Origin of the sequence: Chthonomonas calidirosea T49 (genome assembly GCF_000427095.1) — a bacterium.
Lineage (GTDB): Bacteria > Armatimonadota > Chthonomonadetes > Chthonomonadales > Chthonomonadaceae > Chthonomonas > Chthonomonas calidirosea.
Window position 1 is genome coordinate 1,684,908 of sequence record NC_021487.1, and the last position, 19,289, is coordinate 1,704,196.

A 19,289-nucleotide genomic window follows, 5' to 3' on the forward strand; every position below is an offset into this window, starting at 1 on the left:
CGTCCGCCCCTACGCCTCGGCCGATTGAAGCCGGAATAAGGCCAACTCGGCAGGGCAACGATAGCGCATGGGGTAACCCGTAACCCCAATACCACGGCTCACGTAAAGCCGAGCCCGCCCGTTCTCATACCATCCTGCCACCTGCCGACATCCCAAATGGAAACGGCAGACCATCGCCGGCGTGGGAAACGGCAGGCATATCTGCCCTCCATGCGTGTGGCCGGAAAGAATGACGGCTTCTCGATCGGGGATCAACTCGATAAGCCGCGGGTTGTGCGACAACACCACAGGCATCACCGTGGAGGGGACATCCGCAAACGCACGCGCCACATCCGGATGTCCCTCATGTAGATCATCCACTCCAACAAGCCAAAGTCCGAAGGGGGTGCAAAGGCTTTCGTTACAAAGCAGCCGAATGCGCGCCGCCTCCAGATGTTTCCTCACCCCCGCCACTCCGCCACGATGATCATGGTTACCAAACACCGCATAGATTCCTAGAGGTGCCTTTAAACGACAGAGTAGATCCGCCAAAGGATAGTGACGCGCAGTGAGATGGTCGTCTATATAGTCGCCGGTCAGCAACAGCATGTCCGGACACACCTTCTCCAAATAGTCCCAAACGGCCTCAAAAGCCGCGTCGGTATTGCCAAAGCCGGCGTGCAGATCGGTGATTTGGGCCACCAAAGCCCCCTCTAAATCCGAAGGGAGATCTCGCACAAAGAGCAGATTTTCTGAAACCTCGATCACATAGGGAAAGCGATGCCCACAATCCACGGAAAGCAGGGCACGAGGCGGGAAACGCCGGCCCTGAGGAGAAACCTTCCTCAAAATCCTCCTCCTAAATCCCCATAGTTTGGCAAGGTATTCACGTTTGTATCGCCCCCAGCATTCATCCCGTGGAGCTGATCCAGCAGTTGTTGCGCCTCTTGTCCCTCCGGCAAGCCAGCTCCTTTACCCACCGCATCCTCCAACTGCCTCTCCGCCCTGTATCTATCTCCTTGCGAAAGCAGCTGTTGGGCTTCCTGAATATCCTGCTGTGCCTCTCGCCGGCGCTGGGCAAGAAAATCGGTGCTGCTCGATGTCGCGGAGGGGCCGGACGTTTGAAGCGTACCGGGCAGCGGGGAAGTATTGGTTGAAAGCGTTGTGGGGGGCTGTGTATTACTTGACGGGTTCTGTTGAGCCAGCTGGCTTTCCTGGGCCGCCTCCTGGGTACGCCCTTCCATCCGCAGCAACTCACTCAACTCCTGATGCGCCACCGCATAGCCAGGAGCAAACTGCAACGCCGCCTGATAGTCCTCTTCCGCCGCTTGAAGATCGTGGTGCTCCATCGCCTGCCGTGCCAACTGCACGTAGGTATAGGCGATATCGGATTTGGCAGTGGCTTTTTGCGAAGCATCCGTCGCGATGCGCAGCGCCTTCAGAAAGCTCTGCAGGGCGGCCGCATAGTTTTTCTGGGCGTAGGCTTGGCTACCCTCATTGAGGATTCGCAGCACAATTTGCCGACTTTGCTGCTGTTGGTAGTTCGAATAGGCCTTTAAAAAGAAGATAACCCCTGCTGCCAGCAAAACCCCCAGCGCAATGGCCACAAAGGCCCAGCCAAGAAAGGCCACTAGTCCAGGCGGCAGGCTAAACTCGAAAGAGGGACGTCGTTTCGCGACGGGCCAATTGGGTGGGTATCCGTAGGCCGGAAGTCCAGCGGCCGTATAGGCGGGTGGGCCTAACGGCGTGCCGCTGGGCGCTCCCACCGGAGGAGCTGCAGCCATCTGCGAAGGGTCTCCACCAGGGCCTGGTTTTGACCAACTCCACGGCAACCCACCTCCACCGTAGCTGACATTGGCGGGCGAGGGCGGCAAGCTACCCTGAGGCGGGCCTGTCGCAACGGGAGGTATTGGGGCCGACGCCGGGGGCGGGTACGCGGCAGGGTAGTAAGAACCGGTTCTCTGCGCCCCCATCGCCGGGTTCATGGTGGTCATCTGCAGCGCGCGCTGCAACTCTTGGCGCATCTCCTCGGCGGAAGCGGGTCGAAGATTGGGGTTTTTGGATAACGCGCGGCGCACCACCTGCTCCACCGAGGCGGGCACACCCATCATGGGCGGAGGGTCGGCATTCATAATGCCGTAGGTGATGCTTACCACGCTATCGCCGGTGAAGGGTTTGCGCCCCGTGAGCATCTCGTACAGCACAACGCCAAGCGAGAACAGATCGGAGCGATGGTCAATGAACCGCCCCTCTATCTGCTCCGGCGACATATAGCTTGGCGTGCCAAAAATCTGGCCGTTCTGCGTGAGCGCCGGCTCCTCCGTCAGGCGTGCGATCCCGAAATCGGTCAGCTTAACCCTGCCATTGTAGATGTGAATGTTATCGGGCTTAATGTCCCGATGGATCACGTTGTGAGCGTGGGCATAGGCCAGGGCATCCAGCACTTGGCACGCGATATCCACCGCTTCATGAACCGGCAGCGCCCCCTTGACGGCGAGAATGTCGCGAAGGCTCTGGCCTTCCAAAAACTCCATGGCGATGAAGTAGTTGCCGTTCTCCTCGCCATACTCATAGATCGAGACGATGTTGGGGTGGGAAAGCTTGCCGGCCGCGCGCGCCTCGCGGTTAAAACGTTCAATACGTTCCCTCCGCACCGCACCCGTAAGCGTGGGAGGAAGGTTGAGGATTTTAATGGCAACACGCCGGTCAAGCAGTTCATCGCGCGCCTCATAAACAATGTCGTTACTGCGAGCGAGCTCCCGTATCAGCCTATATTTTCCGCGTATTAGAGTATCCACGCTCCGCCTCTGGCCTTCTTTCACATCTCGGCTATATGCCATTATACGCCAAAGCGGTCTAAAACTTCATCTACAGGGACTCACCAAGGGTCGATCCAAACGGCAACATCAGAAAGGGAAGGCGCGCGGAGCCCATTGAACGTCATGAGAATGCGTGATACGCAGGTTAGTGATGGTGTGGGAGTCAATCAATCCGTCTCGAACCCGTGATTCGTAAACTTCAACGTGTGGCAGTTTTCGCTTACCACCCGAACCGTCTGCTCATCGGCTCCATTGGGCAGGCGCACCTCAATTTCGAGCGTTACCTCAACCTCGGCGCCGGGTCGCCCGCCAGCCTGCCTAGATGATCCACAATCTGCCGAAATCGGGCGACCACGGGTGGATATCATCGGGCGACCACAGGGGGTCGCCCCCTACAGAACCACCACACGCCAATCGTAGGGGCAGGCCCCTGTGCCTGCCCGTCTTGCCCCCGTGCCTGCCCATTTCACCCCTGTGCCTGCCCGTTTTTTCCCACGTCTGCGTGAAATTGGCGATCATAGGGACATCATTGGGCGACCACAGGGGGTCGCCCCTACAGAACCATCACACGCCAATCGTAGGGGCAGGCCCCTGTGCCTGCCCGTCTTGCCCCCGTGCCTGCCCATTTGGAATCCCATGCCTACCCATGTATCCCACAATTTGCCTAAAACGGAACGATTGTGGGAAATCCCATTGGGCGACCACGGGGGGTCGCCCCTACAAAACCATCACACGCCAATCGTAGGGGCAGGCCCCTGTGCCTGCCCGTCTTGCCCCCACGTCTGCGTGAAATTGGCCGATCATGGGGACATCATTGGGCGACCACAGGGGGTCGCCCCTACAAAACCATCACACCCAAATCGTAGGGGCAGGCCCCTGTGCCTGTTGAACAACGCCACCGCGCTGTTCCAGCGTCTCGTTCCGCTGGTTGTATTTGATATTGTCATCTTGTGCGCCAAGGATTCGGGCGATGGCGCGCAGGTTCTTACGATTCGATACTCTCTGATAACTCGAAATGCCCGTCATTTATCGCGTCATTCCGGACTTCCTCACGCCCTCTAACGACAAGGAAACCTGTCGAACCATGCTACTCACCCACCTCCAGCTCCTCCAGGTTCTTCAGTAGCGCTTCCACGGCGGGCTTGAGATGGGGTACCTCCTGTTGTACGGCGTTCCAAACGATGTCTGTATCAATCTCAAAGTAGCCGTGGACAAGGATGTTACGCATACCGATGATCTTGGGCCAAGGGATGTCTGGTGCAAGTTTTCGTACCTCTTCAGGTAGAGCGCGGGCGGCCTCCCCTATGATCTGAAGATGTCGGAGAAACCACACCTGGAGCATCTCGTCCTGTTCGAAGGCGGGCCGGCTCCTGTCGCGGTATCTCTCAATGGCAGCAATGGCCTGTAGAATGTCCTGAAGCCTCTCTTTCGGATCTCTCATAGCGGCACCGCCTCTCGAAGAACCCGATCACGAATCCGATGTTTAAGCCCTCGCTCCGTCACCACATCAACCCGACAGCCGAGAAGCTCTTCAAGCTCATACTGAAGCCCGCCCAGGTCGAAGAGCGTGCGCCCCGGTTCAAGCTCGACGAGAAGGTCCAGATCGCTTTGCTCGTCCGCCTCCCGTCGCGCAGCCGACCCGAACAGCCGCACGTTGTGAGCGCCATACTTGGCGCAAAGGTGCAATATCTCCTCACGCTTTTCTCTAAGGAGTTCCTCCAGCCTCATACTCCAGCTCCTCCAGGTTCTCCAAATCGTCTCCTCCAGCCTCCGAGCTTCCGCTATTTGCCCGCGTATTGGACGGTGAGGTTACGCATCTTTACCTCAAGAGGCTTGCTACCGTCTTCCTAAACCCCAGCACCAGCATAAGCACCTGGCTGTATTTGCGCACATCTTCAACAGAACCAGATAGGCATCCTCCTAGGATGTCCCGTTACCCTGTCGGGGCAGGCCCCNGTGCCTGCTCGTTTTTGCCCCACGTCTGCGTGAAATTGGCNGATCATGGGGAATATCATCGGGCGACCACGGGGGGTCGCCCCTACAGAACCACCACACGCCAATCGTAGGGGCAGGCCCCTGTGCCTGCCCGTCTCGCCCCCTGTGCCTGCCCGTTTCACCCCTGTGCCTGCCCATTATCCCCACACCTGCCTGTTGAAACCCCATATCTGCCCATTCTATCCNTGCGCCTGCCTGAAATTGGCGACCGCAGGGGGTCGCCCCCACAGAACCACCATACACCAATNGTAGGGGCAGGCCCCTGTGCCTGCCCATTTTACCCCTGTGCCTGCCCATTTGGAATCCCATGCCTACCCATGTATCCCACAATTTGCCTAAAACGGGACGATTGTGGGAAATCCCATTGGGCGACCACGGGGGGTCGCCCCTACATATACCCCCATCCATCTCTCCCCCTGGGAGAGGGCCGGGAATCGGCGTTCTTGACACGGTAGCCTTTGCTACGGTATACTGCTGCCACTTTAGAACAACGCTATCTGGTTAGGAGAAATTTCATGTCGCGCGTATGTCAGGTGTCGGGCGTTGGGCCGATGAAAGGCCATCGCAAGCGACACCCCCACAGCGGAGCGTGGAAACTGCGAGCGCCCAAAAAGAACCATACCTTCGTGCCGAATCTGCAAACCGTCACCGTGCAAACACCCGAAGGGAAGGTGCGTTTGAAGGTCACCACCAGCGTGCTCACTAGCCACGAGTTTCAGGACTACCTTAGCGGGGTAAAGCCCTTACCGGAAGAGATCATCAAAAAGGCGCGTCCGCGCTCAAAAAAGTAAAGCCATAGGCGAAGAGCTCCTACCAACGTAGGGGCTTTTCGCTAACAACGGCCTCCAAGCTCTCCTTCCTCACGCCGCCGCTTATATGCCGCCAAAACCTCGCGCAGCTCCTTATCCGAAGGCTCCACTAACACAAGGCGCTCCTCCGGTATCGCTTCTATAAGAATGGTAGGAACTTTCCCCACATTCCCGTTCACCGCGCGCATCGCTTCCTCCGCACACGGGGTCCGCTCGATGTCAATCTCCACAAAGTCAACCTCTGCCTCTTTTAACACCTGGCGCGCGCGCAGGCAGTCGGGGCACCACGCCGTGCTGTAGACAACAATCAATTCTATCCCCTACCTAAGGCGTTAAATCAAAACCCTTTTCCTATTTTTATACGCTCACCCGGTGTTCAAATGTTAGGCTTCACACATGAGAAGGTGCCTCGTCACGCACCGTCACCTGCGCCCCTAAGCTCTCCAGCTCCCTTCGCAGACTCTCGGCCTCTAGCGCCGGTATGTCGAAGGCGACAATGAGCGGCGTGGTGATGGATGTGGTCTGTAACAACATCTTTGCCTGCTCGTCATTCACCCCCATCTCACGCCGCAGAATGGCGATAAGTTGCGGCTCGGCCGAGGGCGGATAGGAGCGCATTAATACCGTCTGGTTTGAAGCCCCTAAACGCACAGCAGGACTTTGTACCCGCACCAACACCGAGTCGGGCAACGGCTCTGGCTCCTTGCCCTTCTTCGGATGCACCTGAATAGAGAGTCCACACCGATCACAAATGTAGTGATCAACAATAGAAGCTACTTTGTAGTCTATATTGCATTTCGGACAAGCCACAACGGTGATGGGAACCATATGCCCGTCTTGATAGTAGATCGTCCGCTTGCAGTGCTCGCAGATGAAATCCTCCATCGGTGGCTCCACAAGAACGTTGACCTCCTCACAGTAAGGACAGACCACCTGAGAACCTTTAATACGACTCAATCGTAGCAAATAGAGTGCAGGAATTAACACCACAAGCGTGCCGAGGATCAGTAAGGCCAGCAACGCTTCGTCCGCCGTACGACGCTCGCTTACCGGGAGCCCGTCACGTATCATCCTCCCGATAATCAACAAGACACCGAGGACGACAGCCCTCTTTACAACGCTGACAACCGCAGCGGTGTACTCCTCCTCCTTCAGCTCGGAAACGAGTTTTGCCATCTTCTCTCCTCCTTCTTGGAAGGACACAGAGGAAGAGACCACAACCTACAGGCTCTTCCAACAGCAGCGAACCGACCGGATAACTTATTTATTGGACGTTACAACTTCGCCCGCGTTTCATGTATTTGCGAAATCGCCTTCGGCTAAATTCGGCAGAAGGCGATATCTAGCCATTAAAGAACAATCAAGAACAGTATAGCGTCTTTCCCAAGCGTTGTCAAGAGGGCTCTTTCTAGAGATGACCTCAAATCGGGTAGACTATACGTCTGAAATCGTTTCGTTAAGGAGTTCGGCGCCGCCATCCCATGAAAGTTGGCATCATCGGCCTGCCTCAAACAGGTAAAACAAGTCTCTATAATGCCCTGACGCGCTCCAACGTGAACCTGAGTCAGTTCGACCCCAAGCAGATTCACGTCGGCGTGGTCGCCGTGCCCGATCCGCGCTTCGACTATGCAGTAGAAAAATGTCGTCCCAAAAAGGCGACGCCGGCGACCATCGAGTTTACCGAAGGCGGCCCGCGCATTGAAACGGGTGGGCCGGCAGGCCGGACCACCAAATTTGGAACCGACTTCTTCGCCCATGTGCGCCTTATGGACGCTCTGGTGCTGGTTGTGCGCGCCTTTGAGGACGAACGTGTTCCCCCACCAGAAAACGGCATTAACCCGCTGCGTGAAGCCCAACAGGTGCAGGAGGAGCTGATCTTTGCCGATCTCATGGTGATAGAGGGGCGTCTCGAACGACTTGAAAAAGCGCGTCAACAAAAGCGCCAAAACCCCGCCGAGGCGGTTGAATACGATGTGCTCCAACGCCTCAAAGCGCACCTCGAAACCATGCAACCGGTGCGTACCTTTCCGCTGACACCCGAAGAGGAGCGTGCACTGCGCAGCTACGCCTTTGTATCCGGCAAGCCGCTGCTACTTGTGGCCAATATCAGCGAAAACCAGGTAGGGCAAGCAGCGCCCGAACCGCTTGCTCGCTTCGCCGTGCAGCAGAACCTGCCGCTGATTCCCCTATGTGCTCGCGCCGAGATGGAGGTCGCCCAAATGGCCCCCCAAGAAGAACAAGAGTTCCTGCAAGCCCTCGGCATCGCCGAACCGGCTCGAAATCGCCTTATCCGCGCTGCCTACGAAGCGCTGGGGCTCATTAGCTTTTTTACGGTAGGTGAGGATGAGGTGCGCGCCTGGACCATCCCTCAAGGCACGACTGCTGTGGGGGCCGCGGAAAAGATTCACTCTGACCTTGCCCGCGGTTTCATCCGCGCCGAGGTCATCGCCTTCGACGATTTTCAGGCCGCAGGGGGCTGCTGGGAGGAGGCCAAAGCCGCCGGAAAGATGCGCCTCGAAGGCAAAGAGTACGTCGTGAAAGATGGCGACATCGTGCATATCCGCTTTAAAGTGTAAAACGCCCTAACGCTAAACGAAGCGATGGTTCTATCCGTAAAGAATACGTCACCCGCAACGCTGGTATTAGGAGAGAGCATGCAAGACGTAAAAATACTCATTGCCGAGGACGACGCGCTGCAGCGTCTTGACTTGAAACGGATGCTGCAGCAGCTCGGCCACAGCGTCGTTGGGGAGGCGGAAGATGGTGAAGAGGCTTGCCGCCTGGCGCGCAACCTCCGCCCCGACCTCACCATCCTCGACATCATGATGCCCAAAATCGGTGGCCTCGAAGTGGCAGAGACGCTCAGCAAAGAACGCATCTGTCCCGTGCTGATGCTCACCGCCTACAGCGACGCCCCCATGATCGAGAGAGCCTGCAAGGCCGGTGTCTTGGCCTACCTGGTGAAGCCCTATCGCCAACAGGAGCTCCAACCGGCCATCACCATCGCCATCGCACGTTACCGCGAGCTGCTCGCACTGGAGGGAGCTCTGGAAAGTACTCGCGAAGAACGGGAACTGGTAGAGCTCATGGCCAAAGCGCAACGCGCGCTGATGTATCTGCATGAACTGACTGAACGAGAGGCCGAGCGGCGCCTACAGGCGCTTGCGCTCTCCTCCGGGCGCTCCCTGCGCGAGGTGGCCGAAGCGGTTCTCCTCGCCTACGAAACCACCTCTGAATCTCCCAAAAGAGGGCGCCGACGCTAGTTGGGCGACCTAGACGGTCGCCCTTTGTCTCAGTCTACTCCAACGAACCTGCCCTCCGTGAACCTCCCTTTAACCAAGCTTAACTGCCTATAGCACGAAGATAGCGCCCAGGCAGTAACTTGCCCAAATGGCTCTCCAAATACCGAGAAGCCTCCACCACCTTCTCCAAAACCACGCCTGTCTCTATGCCCATGCCCTGCAAAAGCACTAGCAGATCCTCCGTCGCCACGTTCCCCGCCGCCCCCGGAGCAAAGGGACAACCTCCCGCCCCACCCGAGGCCGCATCGAATGTGGCAATTCCTAGCTCTAAACCCGTTAACACGTTTGCAAGGGCCAAACCCCATGTATCGTGAAAATGCAATGCGACGCGCTCCCATGGCAAAATGGGGGCGAGAACCTCTAGCAACTCCACCACGTCCGTCGGCACGGCGTGGCCGATGGTATCGGCCAACGAAACTTCGGCTACCCCAATCTCTAACAACGCCTCCACCACAGAACGTACCTGCAGAGGGGAGATACGCCCCTCATAGGGACAGTAAAAGGCCGTAGAAACGTAGCCGCGCACCCGCACTCCTTCCTGCTGGGCCTCTCGACAGACCGCCCGAATCTCTTCAAGAGCCTCTCTTACCCCCATGCCGATATTGCGCTGAGAAAAAGTCTCGCTGGCCGCCGCCAAAACCGCAACCGATCGAACCCCCGCCGCCAACGCCCTTTCTAGTCCGCGCCGATTGGGCACCAGCCCCGTGTAACGCACCCCGCTAGAAAAACGGAGCTGTCCGCAGAGCGCCTCCGCATCCGCCAACGCAGGCACCCGCTTCGGGCTCACAAAAGAGGTGATCTCGATTTCGCTAAACCCCGCCTCGGAAAGCAGAGAGATATAGCGCGCCTTCACCTCCGTGGGCAAAACCACCGACTCGTTCTGAAGGCCGTCCCGCGGCCCGACCTCCACCAATCTAACTCGTCGCGGTACCTTCGCCAGATGCCCGCTCACCGCGCGCACTCGCTCTACAAAATCGCTGTCCTGCATTCTCTTTCACTTTCTGCACCAATATCTGCATGGGCCTCCCTTAAGCGAGAACCCCGCTGCTAACCGATACCACGCCGCTCGTCTGCCTTCCCTATGCGGCCTTTAGCTGTTTCCGAAGCTGCGCGATCCGCAACAACGTAAGGAGACAGGCGACCCCGTTGATGATCTGCAAAATGCGCCAATAGTGGGCTAACCCCGAAGACCATCTAAGGACATCCGACAACGCCAACTCGCATTGAGCAGGCGACTGAGGAAGGTAGAGCACCGGTGTGACATGGCCAACTACCAGCGTGTCGAATGTTTCGGGCGACACCGGGCTTCTACCCGTGTACGTGCGATCCGATACGGTGTAGCGAAAATAGACCATGTCGCCCGACGTCGTCGCCCGCTTCGCGGTAATGGTGGCCATCGTTTGCACCCCCCGCGCTAACAACAGGTGGAAACGTTGCGCTCGCACTTCTACCGCCTGAATGGAAAACTGCAGCGCTCCAATGACGAATACAAACAGAAACAGGAAAATGACGTAGCTAGGCAGAAGCCGCTTTTTTCTAGCACGAGAGGCAGCGTTCATTCTTTGGTTAACTCCACCAACGTCTCCCCATGCGATACCAGCTGCCCGGCATGTACCCATAACCGCTTCACCTGTCCAGCATAGGGCGCAGCCATCCGCATTACCACCTTCATGGCCTCAAGCACCAATAGCGGCTGTTCCTTCTCTACCAACTGCCCTTCGCTCACTAACACCTCCGAGACCACGCCCACCATCGGCGCCCGGATAAGCCCAGCGTCCTCATGCGTCTGCAGCTCACCGCTGCCTTCCTCCACACGCGTAAAGAGATAGACCTGCCCTTGCCAAGATATCGCCAGACGCCCATTGAGGGGCAGGACGCCCTGCCCCAGAAAATCATACGATTTTCTGGAGGTCTCAGTATCAGCCCTAAGCTCAACAATCGGTACGCGCAGGAGTCGCTCCGGTTGCCCTTCGGCATCGCAGAGCGCTATCTCAACCCAAGGAGCCCTTCTCGCACTTCGCACACGAACCCGATGGGTTCGCCCATTCGGCAACGTAACCTTATAAGTTTCGCCCTCACCCTCTATTTCAAAGCCTATTGGGCTCTCCGAGTCCGCTTCTAAACGATACTGGTAACGCATACATCTTCCTTATGTGTTTCGCCAACGACCCACTAGGCACCATGGGTTCAACGGCTTTTGAGAGTCCGCGAGAGAGGCCCCGCGAAAAACAGCCGAAGGTTCGGCTTGAACGCTCGCCGCAGCGAGGGCCAACAGCACCTCATCGGGAGGCTCTGTAAACGCCCTCCATCCGGCAAAATGCTCCTCAAGAAAACGGGTTGACAGATCGCCCTCACGAAAGGCAGGGTGGCGGATAATGTCGAGCAGATAGGCTTGGTTCGTCTTGATTCCCACTCCATGCGTCTCCATGAGAGCGCGCTCGAGTCGGGCCAAAGCCTCCGACCGCGTTTTCCCGAAAGCGATGATCTTGGCCAACAGGGGGTCGTAGTAGGGTGGGATGAAGCTTCCACTCTCTAAGGCCGTATCCACACGTATCCCCGGCCCTTCGGGCGCTTGCCAGAACTGCATCGTCCCCGGCGAGGCAAGAAACTGGTTCTCCGGGTCTTCCGCGCAGAGGCGCACCTCTATGGCGTGTCCCATGAGGGCGATCTCCTCCTGTGCATAAGGCAGAGGGTGCCCCTGCGCCACATGGAACTGAAGCCGCACCAGGTCGAAGCCGGTTACCGCCTCCGTCACCGGATGCTCTACCTGAAGACGGGTATTGACCTCCAAAAAGTAGAACCGCGGTTCCGGGGCATCCGCCTCTACCAGAAACTCCACGGTGCCCGCTCCCACGTAGTTTGCTGCCTTGGCGATGCGCACGGCCGCCTCGGTTAACCCCTTTCGCAAGGCGGGGCCGACCCCACAGGAAGGGCTTTCCTCCACGATCTTTTGATAGCGGCGCTGAATCGAGCACTCGCGTTCAAATAGATGGATGACGTTGCCCTGCGAATCGCCTAAAATTTGAACCTCCACATGGCGTGCGCGGGGAATGTAGCGTTCAAGGAAGATTCGATCGTCCCCAAAAGCCGCCAGAGCCTCGCTGCGTGCGGCCGCAAGCGCCTCCGGCAGTTGCGCCAGGTCGGAGACGATCCGCATGCCACGCCCACCACCACCGCCGGCCGCTTTGAGGATGAGCGGGGTGCCGATGCGCTTTGCCTCTCTCACAAGCCGACGCTCTGACCTATCGTCACCTGTATACCCGGGCACGGTGGGCACACCTATCCGCTCCGCAAGGGCGCGTGCAGCGCATTTGTCCCCTAGTTGCTCAATGGTCTCGGGCGAGGGTCCCACAAAAACGATCCCCTGCGCGCGACAGGCCGCGGCAAAATCGGCGTTCTCAGAGAGAAACCCGTAGCCGGGGTGCACCGCGTCGGCACGGGCACGACGTGCTACCTGAAGCAAGCGCTCTATGTTCAGGTAGCTTTCACGGGCCGGCGCAGGCCCTAAAAGATAGGCCTCATCCGCCAAGGCCACATGCATCGCATCCCGATCCGCCTCTGAATAGACCGCGATGGTGTGAAACCCTATCTCTTTGCACGTGCGCAAGATTCGCACGGCGATCTCACCTCGATTGGCTACAAGCACCCGATTCACGGCAGTGTCTCGTGGAAGGAGGGGCGCCGCTTCTCAAGAAATGCGCGAAAACCCTCCCTAGCCTCGGCGCTCATACGACGCTCTATTAAATAGAAGACCGTTATGTCGGCCGTCTCCGCCATGGGGAAGGTCGCCGGCGAAAAACCTTGAAGATGCAACAGCAGTCGCTTCACGGCCGCAATGGCCTCCGGCCCGCACTGAAGAATGGCTTCGACTTTACGCTCTATGGCCTCATCGAGAGCGTTTGGCATTGCGACCTGCTGTACCAAACCGATGCGTAAAGCCTCCGTTGCCGTAATACGCTCCCCGGTCACGAACAGAGCTCTTGCCGTGCCTAGCCCCACCTTTTGAACCACCCAGGGCGCAATGGTGGCCGGTATCAGGCCGATGCGCACCTCGCTAAACGCAAAAAACGCCTCCTCCGCAGCGATGGCAATATCGCATACGGCCGCAAGCCCCGCCCCGCCCCCTATAGCCGCCCCATGCACCCGCGCAATGGTAACTCCGGGGAAATTGCCGATCGCCTGAAACATCTGTTGTAGCGCCATAGCCTGCGCCCGTTGCGTGTCAAAATCGGCCTCCGTAAGGCGCTGCATCTCCTCAATATCGGCCCCGGCACAAAACGCGGGGCCTTCGCCCCGTAGCACCACCACACGCGCCTTGCCTGCCAACCGATGAAAAGTCCGCGTCAGCGCCGTGCTCAGCTCACTGTTTAAAGCGTTACGCACCTTCGGACGGTTGAGCGTAACCGTCGCAAGCGCCCCACGTTGTTCTATCCGCAAAAAGGCTCTCATATCCCTTGTTTCGCTTTCTACATCTCATCGTGCACCCCATTTTTGTTGTTATGTTCTCTCTTTACCAGCTTTTCTCCTGCACTCCTCAAGCTTCCACCGCCATCACCCCGGCCCTTGAATCTTTTTGCTAAAATAGGAGACAAAATTCTACTATATGGAGGACGAATAACGATGGCTCGCTCGTTGCACAACCGGTTTGAAGGAGCGTTCGACCGTGCGCTTCAACCGCTCTATCGCCCCCTCTGCCGCTATGCAGCCAGGCGCGTCGGCACACAAGACGCGGAAGACGTTGTCCAAGAAGCGCTTCTCGCCGCTTGGAATGCGCGGGACGACCGCGACGTCATTCCACCCCCCTCCGAATTCCTTGCTTGGCTTCGCCGGTTTGTGGACTACGCCTGTGCCAGTTACCTTCGACGGCGCTTTCTCCATCCCGTCGAAACGCTCACGGAAGCGCAAGAACAGACCATCGAGCAGCGTCCGGCCCCTCCACCCCTTACCGAACTGCTTCTCCGCTATCGTCAAGAGCTTTATCGCCTCCTTCAGACGGTGCCCCTCACCCAACGCCAACACTTTTGCCTCAGCGCTTGGCTTAACGGTCAAAGCCAGTTCCAGATCGCCGCTACCCTTCGGGTTGACCCCAAAACCGTGTGGGAGCACCTCGATGCCGCCACGCGCAAACTTAGCCGTGCGGCAAAAACGGAACAGATCGCCATCCTCGAAGTCTACTATGCCGAGGTTCACCGCCCCATCTACCAAGCCCCTGAAACCGTGGGCGCACGCCTCGCACGCGAAAAACTCGCCGCTTATACCCCCCATTCCTCCCCTAAAGCCTCACGCCCTACCGCAAAAGCCAAGCCCTCTTCCTCTACGAAAAGGCAGGACTCGGTTCAGCAGACGAAGAATATTCCGTCCAAACGAGCATCAAGGAGGTAGCGATGCCCAAAGAGATTGTTACGAAAACCGGTGAAGCCTTTTGGTTCCGCGAGTACACCCTTCCCCCCCTTCAAAACGACGAGGTGCGCATTCAGGTTACTTTCGCCGCCCCTAAACACGGAACTGAACTAAAGGCGATCACCGGCAGCGTTTTTGACCGCAAGCGGTGGGACAAAACGCTGCGCATCTTCCTACCGAAAGAGGAACCTACTTCGCCGCCCACCGAACGCACTATCGGTAATATGGTGGTGGGAACGGTTATCGAGGTGGGAGCCAACGTCGAACGGTGGAAGGTTGGCGACCAGGTGTTCGGATACGGCCCCGTACGCGAAATCCATCAGGCCAAAGAAACCCATTGGCATGCCCTCGGTACCCTCAGCCCAAGCGATGCCGTCTGCACCGATCCGGCGCATGTAGCCTTCGTGGCCGTGCGCGACGGTAACATCCGCGTCGGCGACGATGTGGCTATCTTCGGTTTAGGGGCCATCGGCCAGATGGCCGTACAGGTAGCCAGAGTTGCCGGAGCACATGCCGTTTTTGGCGTAGATCCCCTCGCCATTCGGCGAGACTGCGCCGAGCTTTATGGCGCTAAGGCCACCTTCGACCCCACCGTCTGCGACGTGGGCTTGGCGATTAAACAGGCCACAAACGGTTGCGGTGTCGATGTCTCTGTGGAAACCTCTGGCAGCGCCTCAGCCCTTCACGAGGCCATCCGCTGCCTCCGCCAATGTGGAACCGTTGTGCATGTGCCCTGGGGCCCTCAGAACGCGACCGACCTCCACCTCGACGAAGAGTTTCACCTCAATCGTCCAACTATCGTTGGCAGCCAAGCTTGGGAGGGTTGGGGCAACCCCGATCGCTCTTACCCTCTGTGGACTCCGCAACGCGCTTTTGAAACCACGATAGAGCTATTTCGCCGAAAACTCCTCTCCGGTGCAGGCGTCGTAAACCCCATTCTCTCCTTTGCCGATGCTCCTTCTACCTTGGCCGAACTCTTTCACCACCCGGAACAGACGATCAAAGTCGGCATTCAATTTTGAGGAGCATATAGTCTTCTAGTATCCTCGATAGCGCATTGAAGTAGCATAAGGCGCCGCAATGCCCGCCGACATTCCCTGAAATGCCTCTTGCTCTGGCTGCGGCGCCGTCCGTCTATGTGCTGTTCAGCAAATGAAGTCGATCCGCTATCTCTTAATCCATTGGGTCTACCACAAAGATCACATGAAAGCGATCCAGAAAGCCATCGCGCGCGTTCAGCCTTGCCAGACGCTCCGCGTCGGCCTGACTTAGCACCACGTCGGCGTGGACCGGCGAGTTCGATCCACCGATCGCCCGAAGAATTAGCGGATGGGAACCCGCCTCCGGCAGCTGACGTGCCTGCGCGATGCTATGGGCATAAACCACAATGCCGTGCTCGATAACGAAGTTGGGGTCTGCATAGACCGTTCCCCAGACCTCCGTGCCGTCGGCGGCGTAGATTTTCGGCGACATATCTCGCTGCACCCGATAGCCTCGTGCATCAATAATAACGGATGTATAGGGTGTGCTATCTTCGTCAACTTGCGGCCGAACACTCGGCAACGGGGTACTAGGAGCGGGCACCGCCTCTGTTCCCAGAGTCCCCCTATCGCCGTTATCGGATGTCCCCTCACGCTGGGGCACCAAAGCTGAACGAAAAGCTTCCGCTACGCTCCCGTTGCCGTAGAGGGGCGCCGCCATGGTCACCTCTACCATGGAATCGCGTCCCTCACGAATACGCCGTTCCGAAATGAAACGAGGGTGATGTAGCAGCCCCTCCACCTCTGCGCGAATGGTGGCATCACGCGCCATATACTCCTGGCCGGTGGTCACGGCGTCTATGTGCACGTGATGGATGGCCATCAGCAGGTTACGCATGGCGTCAAGGATGGCGTAGTCGCGCGCCTTGAGATAGGCCACGGCATCGTTGGAGACGTTATTGGGAATCGCTCCGAGCCCAATGGCGTAGATGGTGTTCTCCGTCCAGTCTATGGAGCCATGCGGCCCCACACGTTCGATATCGTCATCGGCGCGCCGTGAGGCGGCGTAAAGACCCACCGGCACCACGAGCAGGCCGGCGAGCAAAATAGAGAGCAGACAACGTCCTCTTTGCATGAAAAGACACTCCTTTCCTTAAAGAATAAGGCCCCCGAACTGCCGAAGAGGGCGCCTCGCGCGGGACCTGATAGACGAGAGACGCCCCCTGCATAGACACAAGTTTTAACGGAAGCCCCGGAATCTGGCCGAGGCGCAACGCCACATCCTGAGTAGCTAAACATGACCGAAAGATAATATCGTAGCTGCCTGCTTGATGCTGCCGCCGAAGGATATCGCAGAACCCACGCATGCCCTCTAGGGCCTCGCACAGTCGGCTCTCCTTAGCCCCAGCCAACCCGATGACGCGCAGCGCTACCGGATGGCCGTCCATGCGTTCTTTAGCCCAGCGCGCCGGTATCTCCTGGGTAAACAGCGTACGGCTCTGTTGCATCAACGTATCCACCGCGTTCTGAGCGGCCTGCTCGGCCGCCAGAGCATCGCTTTGAAAACTAACCCCCTTCGCTTCCGCCTGAGCCACAAACAGCGTCTCCAGGCTCCAAGGAGAGACGGCTTCAAGGGTCAGATGCGCCTGATAGACGGCCACCACATCGCCTACATGATAGGGGCTTTGCGCATCGCCAAGCCGCACGGCCGGAACGAGCTGCAATTGGCCCCGCAACACGATATCGGCCGGCAAAGTCTCCGCCAAATCGTAGCCGGCCGACCGCAGGCGCAGCTCCAGCTCTTGCTGAGCCACTTGGGCACAATCCGGCGCTGTCGGGCAGGCGATCTTCACCAAGAGACGGGGGTTGCCAAGGTCGTTGTAGGCATCGCGAATATCGCCAAGCGATTGAATGGTGGAAAGCTTTGCCACATCGGCCTCGATCTGCAGACAGAGGAGGCGTCCGTTCGGGCCAGGAGCGATCGACTCCACATGCACCGATTCAGGAACCAGACGCCACGAACGGATGAAACCTGCCGTTTGATTCTCCACCTCGTCATGCAGAGTGCGATAGTTCTCCCCGAAAGTACGCGCCCGAATGAAGACCCCCGTTGCCATCTCCACCGCATTGCGCTTGGCGTCCCAAATGGCCTCCTCCTCGGCGGCAGCTCCATCTATCCCTAAAGGTGCCATTCCGGATGCGATGACATGTACAAGGCCGACGTCCTCCTTGGTGGTGGACAGAGAAGACGCCGGTTTTGAAGCGCCCGGAGCCGGAACCGTTGCGGGCGCTGTCTCTCCTTGAAGCCATAAGTGCATACCGACGAAAATCGGAAATAGACAGAGCATAGGCCCTTCTACCTATCGGCATCCACAAGGATGCAGACGTTCCAGTTCCATAGGAAGTGATCGCGCCGATCCTCGGCCAAAATACGATCGGCATCGGTGCGAGAGATAATAATGTCATCCCCCTGTACCCGCAGTGCAACCACCCGCATGGGGTGCACGCCGGCGCGACGCGTTTCGGCCGATGTGTGGGCGTAAGAGGCCGTCCCCTCCACATCCACAAAATCGGGGTCGGGCATGTGTTCGGGCGGAGGATAGACCAGTCGCCCATCCTCATCCAAAATGCGCAAGCTCATGTCCCGTTGCACCGGCATATTGCGTGCGTCTACCAACAAGCCGGTGTATTGGGGAGATGCCGTCTCGGCAGAAGCTCTCAAAGCCGAAGAAGGTACGGTGGCAGCCACAATAGGTTCCGAATCCGCCTCTGAAGGAGCTCCTGGTGCCCGCGACACAATCGTCCTCACAAAAAGCCACGTGGCCGGGTCTTGCGGGCGCAACGGCTCGCTCGGCATCCAAAGCCCTTGTGCCAGCGCCGTATTCACGTAAGGGCGTGCCCAATAGGGGATTGCGCCCCCATCCACAAGCTGAGCGACCTCACGCCCCATGTCCGATATCTGGTCAGGAGGAATAAGGGCGCGCACGACGGCAACAAGCGTGCGAAGACGCGAAACCGCAGCGTTCGGATGAGTCATCGTAAAAGACACTTTCCCAAAGCGCTGCAGATAGCGCACCAGCTCCCCCTCGGTCACCACCTGATCATCGGGAGGCTGCGCCACTGCAGAGGAGGGAGACGGCTGAGACGATGGCGAACTGAGAGATCCCTGCGCGATCGCTGTGTCCGATCCGATAGCAGGAGAATCGGATATGGTGCGTAGCTGTAAAGAACGATTCTCCGCGTCGGAGTCGAGCTGCAGATCTTTCCCCGTAAGGCGCAGGTGTAAAAGACGAGCCAAACGGTTCACGAGCCCCAAAATATCGTCTGCAGGGCCGGCCACGTTAGCGGCTCCGCCCGGGCTAACGCGCCCCGTGTCCACGTTGAGCAGGCGCACGTTCAAAATGAGGCGATTGCCCACCTGCAGGTAGCTGCCGACGATAAGATGGTTTGCTCCAACAAGTCGCCCAACCTTTTGAACTTGCGGCTCGGTCAGCCCGGTCGCCTGCAGTTTTAACTCCGTTAACACACGGCTTATCTCGTCCCGCTCCACCATGTGCAGAATGGGGGATTGGGCCAGATCGGTCAGTAGCGTATCGGCCAAGAAGCGGCCGAAATCCTTGTCTTTTCCGGAAAAGTCGGCTACGGCAATAATGAGTTCGGACGCATCGGCGCGAGGGGTTGGCGCCACCGTATTAGGAGGGCTCGCGAGGGCGACCGCGAAAAGCCCGCAAAGCAGCGCCAAGCCGATGCCGCAAGGGAAGATAGGCCACCGTGGCATGCTGGATTCTCCTTTCTGAAAGCGCTCTTGGAGCGCAAGCATCTTGCTTGCACGAAAGTAACCAGAGAAAGCGCTCTAGAGCCCGCCTTCACTGTGAACTTTTAGGATTCTGCGCTTGGCCGTCCTTGTTCTATCTGAAACGAACAGCGGTCAAGCAAGTGACACGACGCATCGAAATTTTCGGCTAGTGCGCACCAGGCGCACTACAAAGTATCCTGGCGTTCAGC

At 58.2% G+C, this 19,289-nt stretch carries 21 protein-coding genes; 5 read left to right on the forward strand and 16 right to left on the reverse strand.

The window, feature by feature from the left end:
- Positions 1–9: 9 nt before the first annotated feature.
- The 6 genes from CCALI_RS07040 to CCALI_RS07055 all read right to left on the reverse strand — a co-directional run bounded on the left by CCALI_RS07040 (position 10) and on the right by CCALI_RS07055 (position 4,526).
- Positions 10–828, reverse strand: a complete 819-nt coding sequence (locus CCALI_RS07040; protein WP_016482781.1) for a metallophosphoesterase — start codon at positions 826–828, stop codon at positions 10–12.
- Positions 825–2,777 carry a serine/threonine-protein kinase gene (locus CCALI_RS15080; protein ID WP_016482782.1) on the reverse strand — a complete coding sequence of 651 codons (1,953 nt, stop codon included), beginning with the start codon at positions 2,775–2,777 and terminating at the stop codon, positions 825–827. Before CCALI_RS15080 ends, CCALI_RS07040 begins: the two co-directional genes overlap by 4 nt.
- A gap of 188 nt (positions 2,778–2,965) precedes the next feature.
- Positions 2,966–3,166 (reverse strand): hypothetical protein, encoded by a 201-nt coding sequence (locus CCALI_RS16045; RefSeq protein ID WP_016482783.1) that lies wholly within the window; start codon positions 3,164–3,166, stop codon positions 2,966–2,968.
- A 481-nt stretch (positions 3,167–3,647) separates the two neighbouring features.
- Positions 3,648–3,824, reverse strand: a complete 177-nt coding sequence (locus tag CCALI_RS16050; RefSeq protein ID WP_016482784.1) for a hypothetical protein — start codon at positions 3,822–3,824, stop codon at positions 3,648–3,650.
- Positions 3,825–3,885: 61 nt separating this feature from the next.
- A complete protein-coding gene (locus CCALI_RS07050) occupies positions 3,886–4,239 on the reverse strand; it encodes a HepT-like ribonuclease domain-containing protein (RefSeq protein ID WP_016482785.1) in 354 nt (117 codons plus the stop codon).
- Entirely contained in the window at positions 4,236–4,526 is a 291-nt protein-coding gene (locus tag CCALI_RS07055; RefSeq protein ID WP_016482786.1) for a nucleotidyltransferase family protein, read from the reverse strand. The genes CCALI_RS07050 and CCALI_RS07055 overlap by 4 nt, the downstream gene beginning before the upstream one ends.
- A 782-nt stretch (positions 4,527–5,308) precedes the next feature.
- Between CCALI_RS07055 and CCALI_RS07060 the strand changes: the two genes are divergently transcribed.
- A complete protein-coding gene (locus CCALI_RS07060; RefSeq protein WP_016482787.1) occupies positions 5,309–5,584 on the forward strand; it encodes a large ribosomal subunit protein bL28 in 276 nt (91 codons plus the stop codon).
- Between the two features lie 41 nt (positions 5,585–5,625).
- On the opposite strand, the gene CCALI_RS07065 is transcribed toward CCALI_RS07060, so the two are convergent.
- Positions 5,626–5,913, reverse strand: coding sequence for a glutaredoxin family protein (locus tag CCALI_RS07065; protein ID WP_016482788.1), 288 nt, complete (start codon positions 5,911–5,913; stop codon positions 5,626–5,628).
- Positions 5,914–5,992: 79 nt separating this feature from the next.
- Complete coding sequence (locus tag CCALI_RS07070; RefSeq protein ID WP_016482789.1) at positions 5,993–6,778, reverse strand: hypothetical protein; 786 nt, start codon at positions 6,776–6,778, stop codon at positions 5,993–5,995.
- A gap of 305 nt (positions 6,779–7,083) precedes the next feature.
- On the opposite strand from CCALI_RS07070, the gene ychF reads away from it, so the two are divergent.
- On the forward strand, positions 7,084–8,178 hold the full coding sequence (ychF, locus tag CCALI_RS07075) for a redox-regulated ATPase YchF (protein ID WP_016482790.1): 1,095 nt from the start codon (positions 7,084–7,086) through the stop codon (positions 8,176–8,178).
- 78 nt (positions 8,179–8,256) lie between these two features.
- Entirely contained in the window at positions 8,257–8,865 is a 609-nt protein-coding gene (locus CCALI_RS07080; protein WP_016482791.1) for an ANTAR domain-containing response regulator, read from the forward strand.
- Between the two features lie 79 nt (positions 8,866–8,944).
- On the opposite strand, the gene CCALI_RS07085 is transcribed toward CCALI_RS07080, so the two are convergent.
- From CCALI_RS07085 to CCALI_RS07100, 5 genes are all read right to left on the reverse strand, one after another.
- Positions 8,945–9,892: a hydroxymethylglutaryl-CoA lyase gene (locus CCALI_RS07085; RefSeq protein ID WP_016482792.1), complete on the reverse strand. Its 948-nt coding sequence runs from the start codon at positions 9,890–9,892 to the stop codon at positions 8,945–8,947.
- 91 nt (positions 9,893–9,983) lie between these two features.
- Positions 9,984–10,463 carry a hypothetical protein gene (locus CCALI_RS07090; protein WP_016482793.1) on the reverse strand — a complete coding sequence of 160 codons (480 nt, stop codon included), beginning with the start codon at positions 10,461–10,463 and terminating at the stop codon, positions 9,984–9,986.
- Positions 10,460–11,044, reverse strand: a complete 585-nt coding sequence (locus CCALI_RS16465) for an acyl-CoA carboxylase biotin carboxyl carrier protein subunit (RefSeq protein WP_052572353.1) — start codon at positions 11,042–11,044, stop codon at positions 10,460–10,462. Before CCALI_RS16465 ends, CCALI_RS07090 begins: the two co-directional genes overlap by 4 nt.
- Before the next feature lie 9 nt (positions 11,045–11,053).
- Positions 11,054–12,559 (reverse strand): acetyl-CoA carboxylase biotin carboxylase subunit, encoded by a 1,506-nt coding sequence (locus tag CCALI_RS07095; protein ID WP_052572354.1) that lies wholly within the window; start codon positions 12,557–12,559, stop codon positions 11,054–11,056.
- Positions 12,556–13,341, reverse strand: a complete 786-nt coding sequence (locus CCALI_RS07100) for an enoyl-CoA hydratase-related protein (protein WP_172636636.1) — start codon at positions 13,339–13,341, stop codon at positions 12,556–12,558. The genes CCALI_RS07095 and CCALI_RS07100 overlap by 4 nt, the downstream gene beginning before the upstream one ends.
- 183 nt (positions 13,342–13,524) lie before the next feature.
- On the opposite strand from CCALI_RS07100, the gene CCALI_RS07105 reads away from it, so the two are divergent.
- Together CCALI_RS07105 and CCALI_RS07110 are read left to right on the forward strand one after the other, a co-directional pair.
- Positions 13,525–14,286, forward strand: coding sequence for an RNA polymerase sigma factor (locus CCALI_RS07105; protein ID WP_016482795.1), 762 nt, complete (start codon positions 13,525–13,527; stop codon positions 14,284–14,286).
- A gap of 2 nt (positions 14,287–14,288) precedes the next feature.
- The gene (locus CCALI_RS07110; protein WP_016482796.1) at positions 14,289–15,326 is read left to right on the forward strand and encodes a zinc-dependent alcohol dehydrogenase; all 1,038 of its coding nucleotides are present in this window, start codon (positions 14,289–14,291) and stop codon (positions 15,324–15,326) included.
- Between the two features lie 151 nt (positions 15,327–15,477).
- On the opposite strand, the gene CCALI_RS07115 is transcribed toward CCALI_RS07110, so the two are convergent.
- The 3 genes from CCALI_RS07115 to CCALI_RS07125 are packed head-to-tail and all read right to left on the reverse strand — an operon-like array spanning position 15,478 to position 19,062.
- Entirely contained in the window at positions 15,478–16,419 is a 942-nt protein-coding gene (locus CCALI_RS07115; RefSeq protein WP_044948976.1) for a hypothetical protein, read from the reverse strand.
- Positions 16,328–17,632: a hypothetical protein gene (locus CCALI_RS07120; protein WP_016482798.1), complete on the reverse strand. Its 1,305-nt coding sequence runs from the start codon at positions 17,630–17,632 to the stop codon at positions 16,328–16,330. The genes CCALI_RS07115 and CCALI_RS07120 overlap by 92 nt, the downstream gene beginning before the upstream one ends.
- 8 nt (positions 17,633–17,640) lie before the next feature.
- Positions 17,641–19,062, reverse strand: coding sequence for a CsgG/HfaB family protein (locus CCALI_RS07125; protein ID WP_016482799.1), 1,422 nt, complete (start codon positions 19,060–19,062; stop codon positions 17,641–17,643).
- Positions 19,063–19,289: the final 227 nt, after the last annotated feature.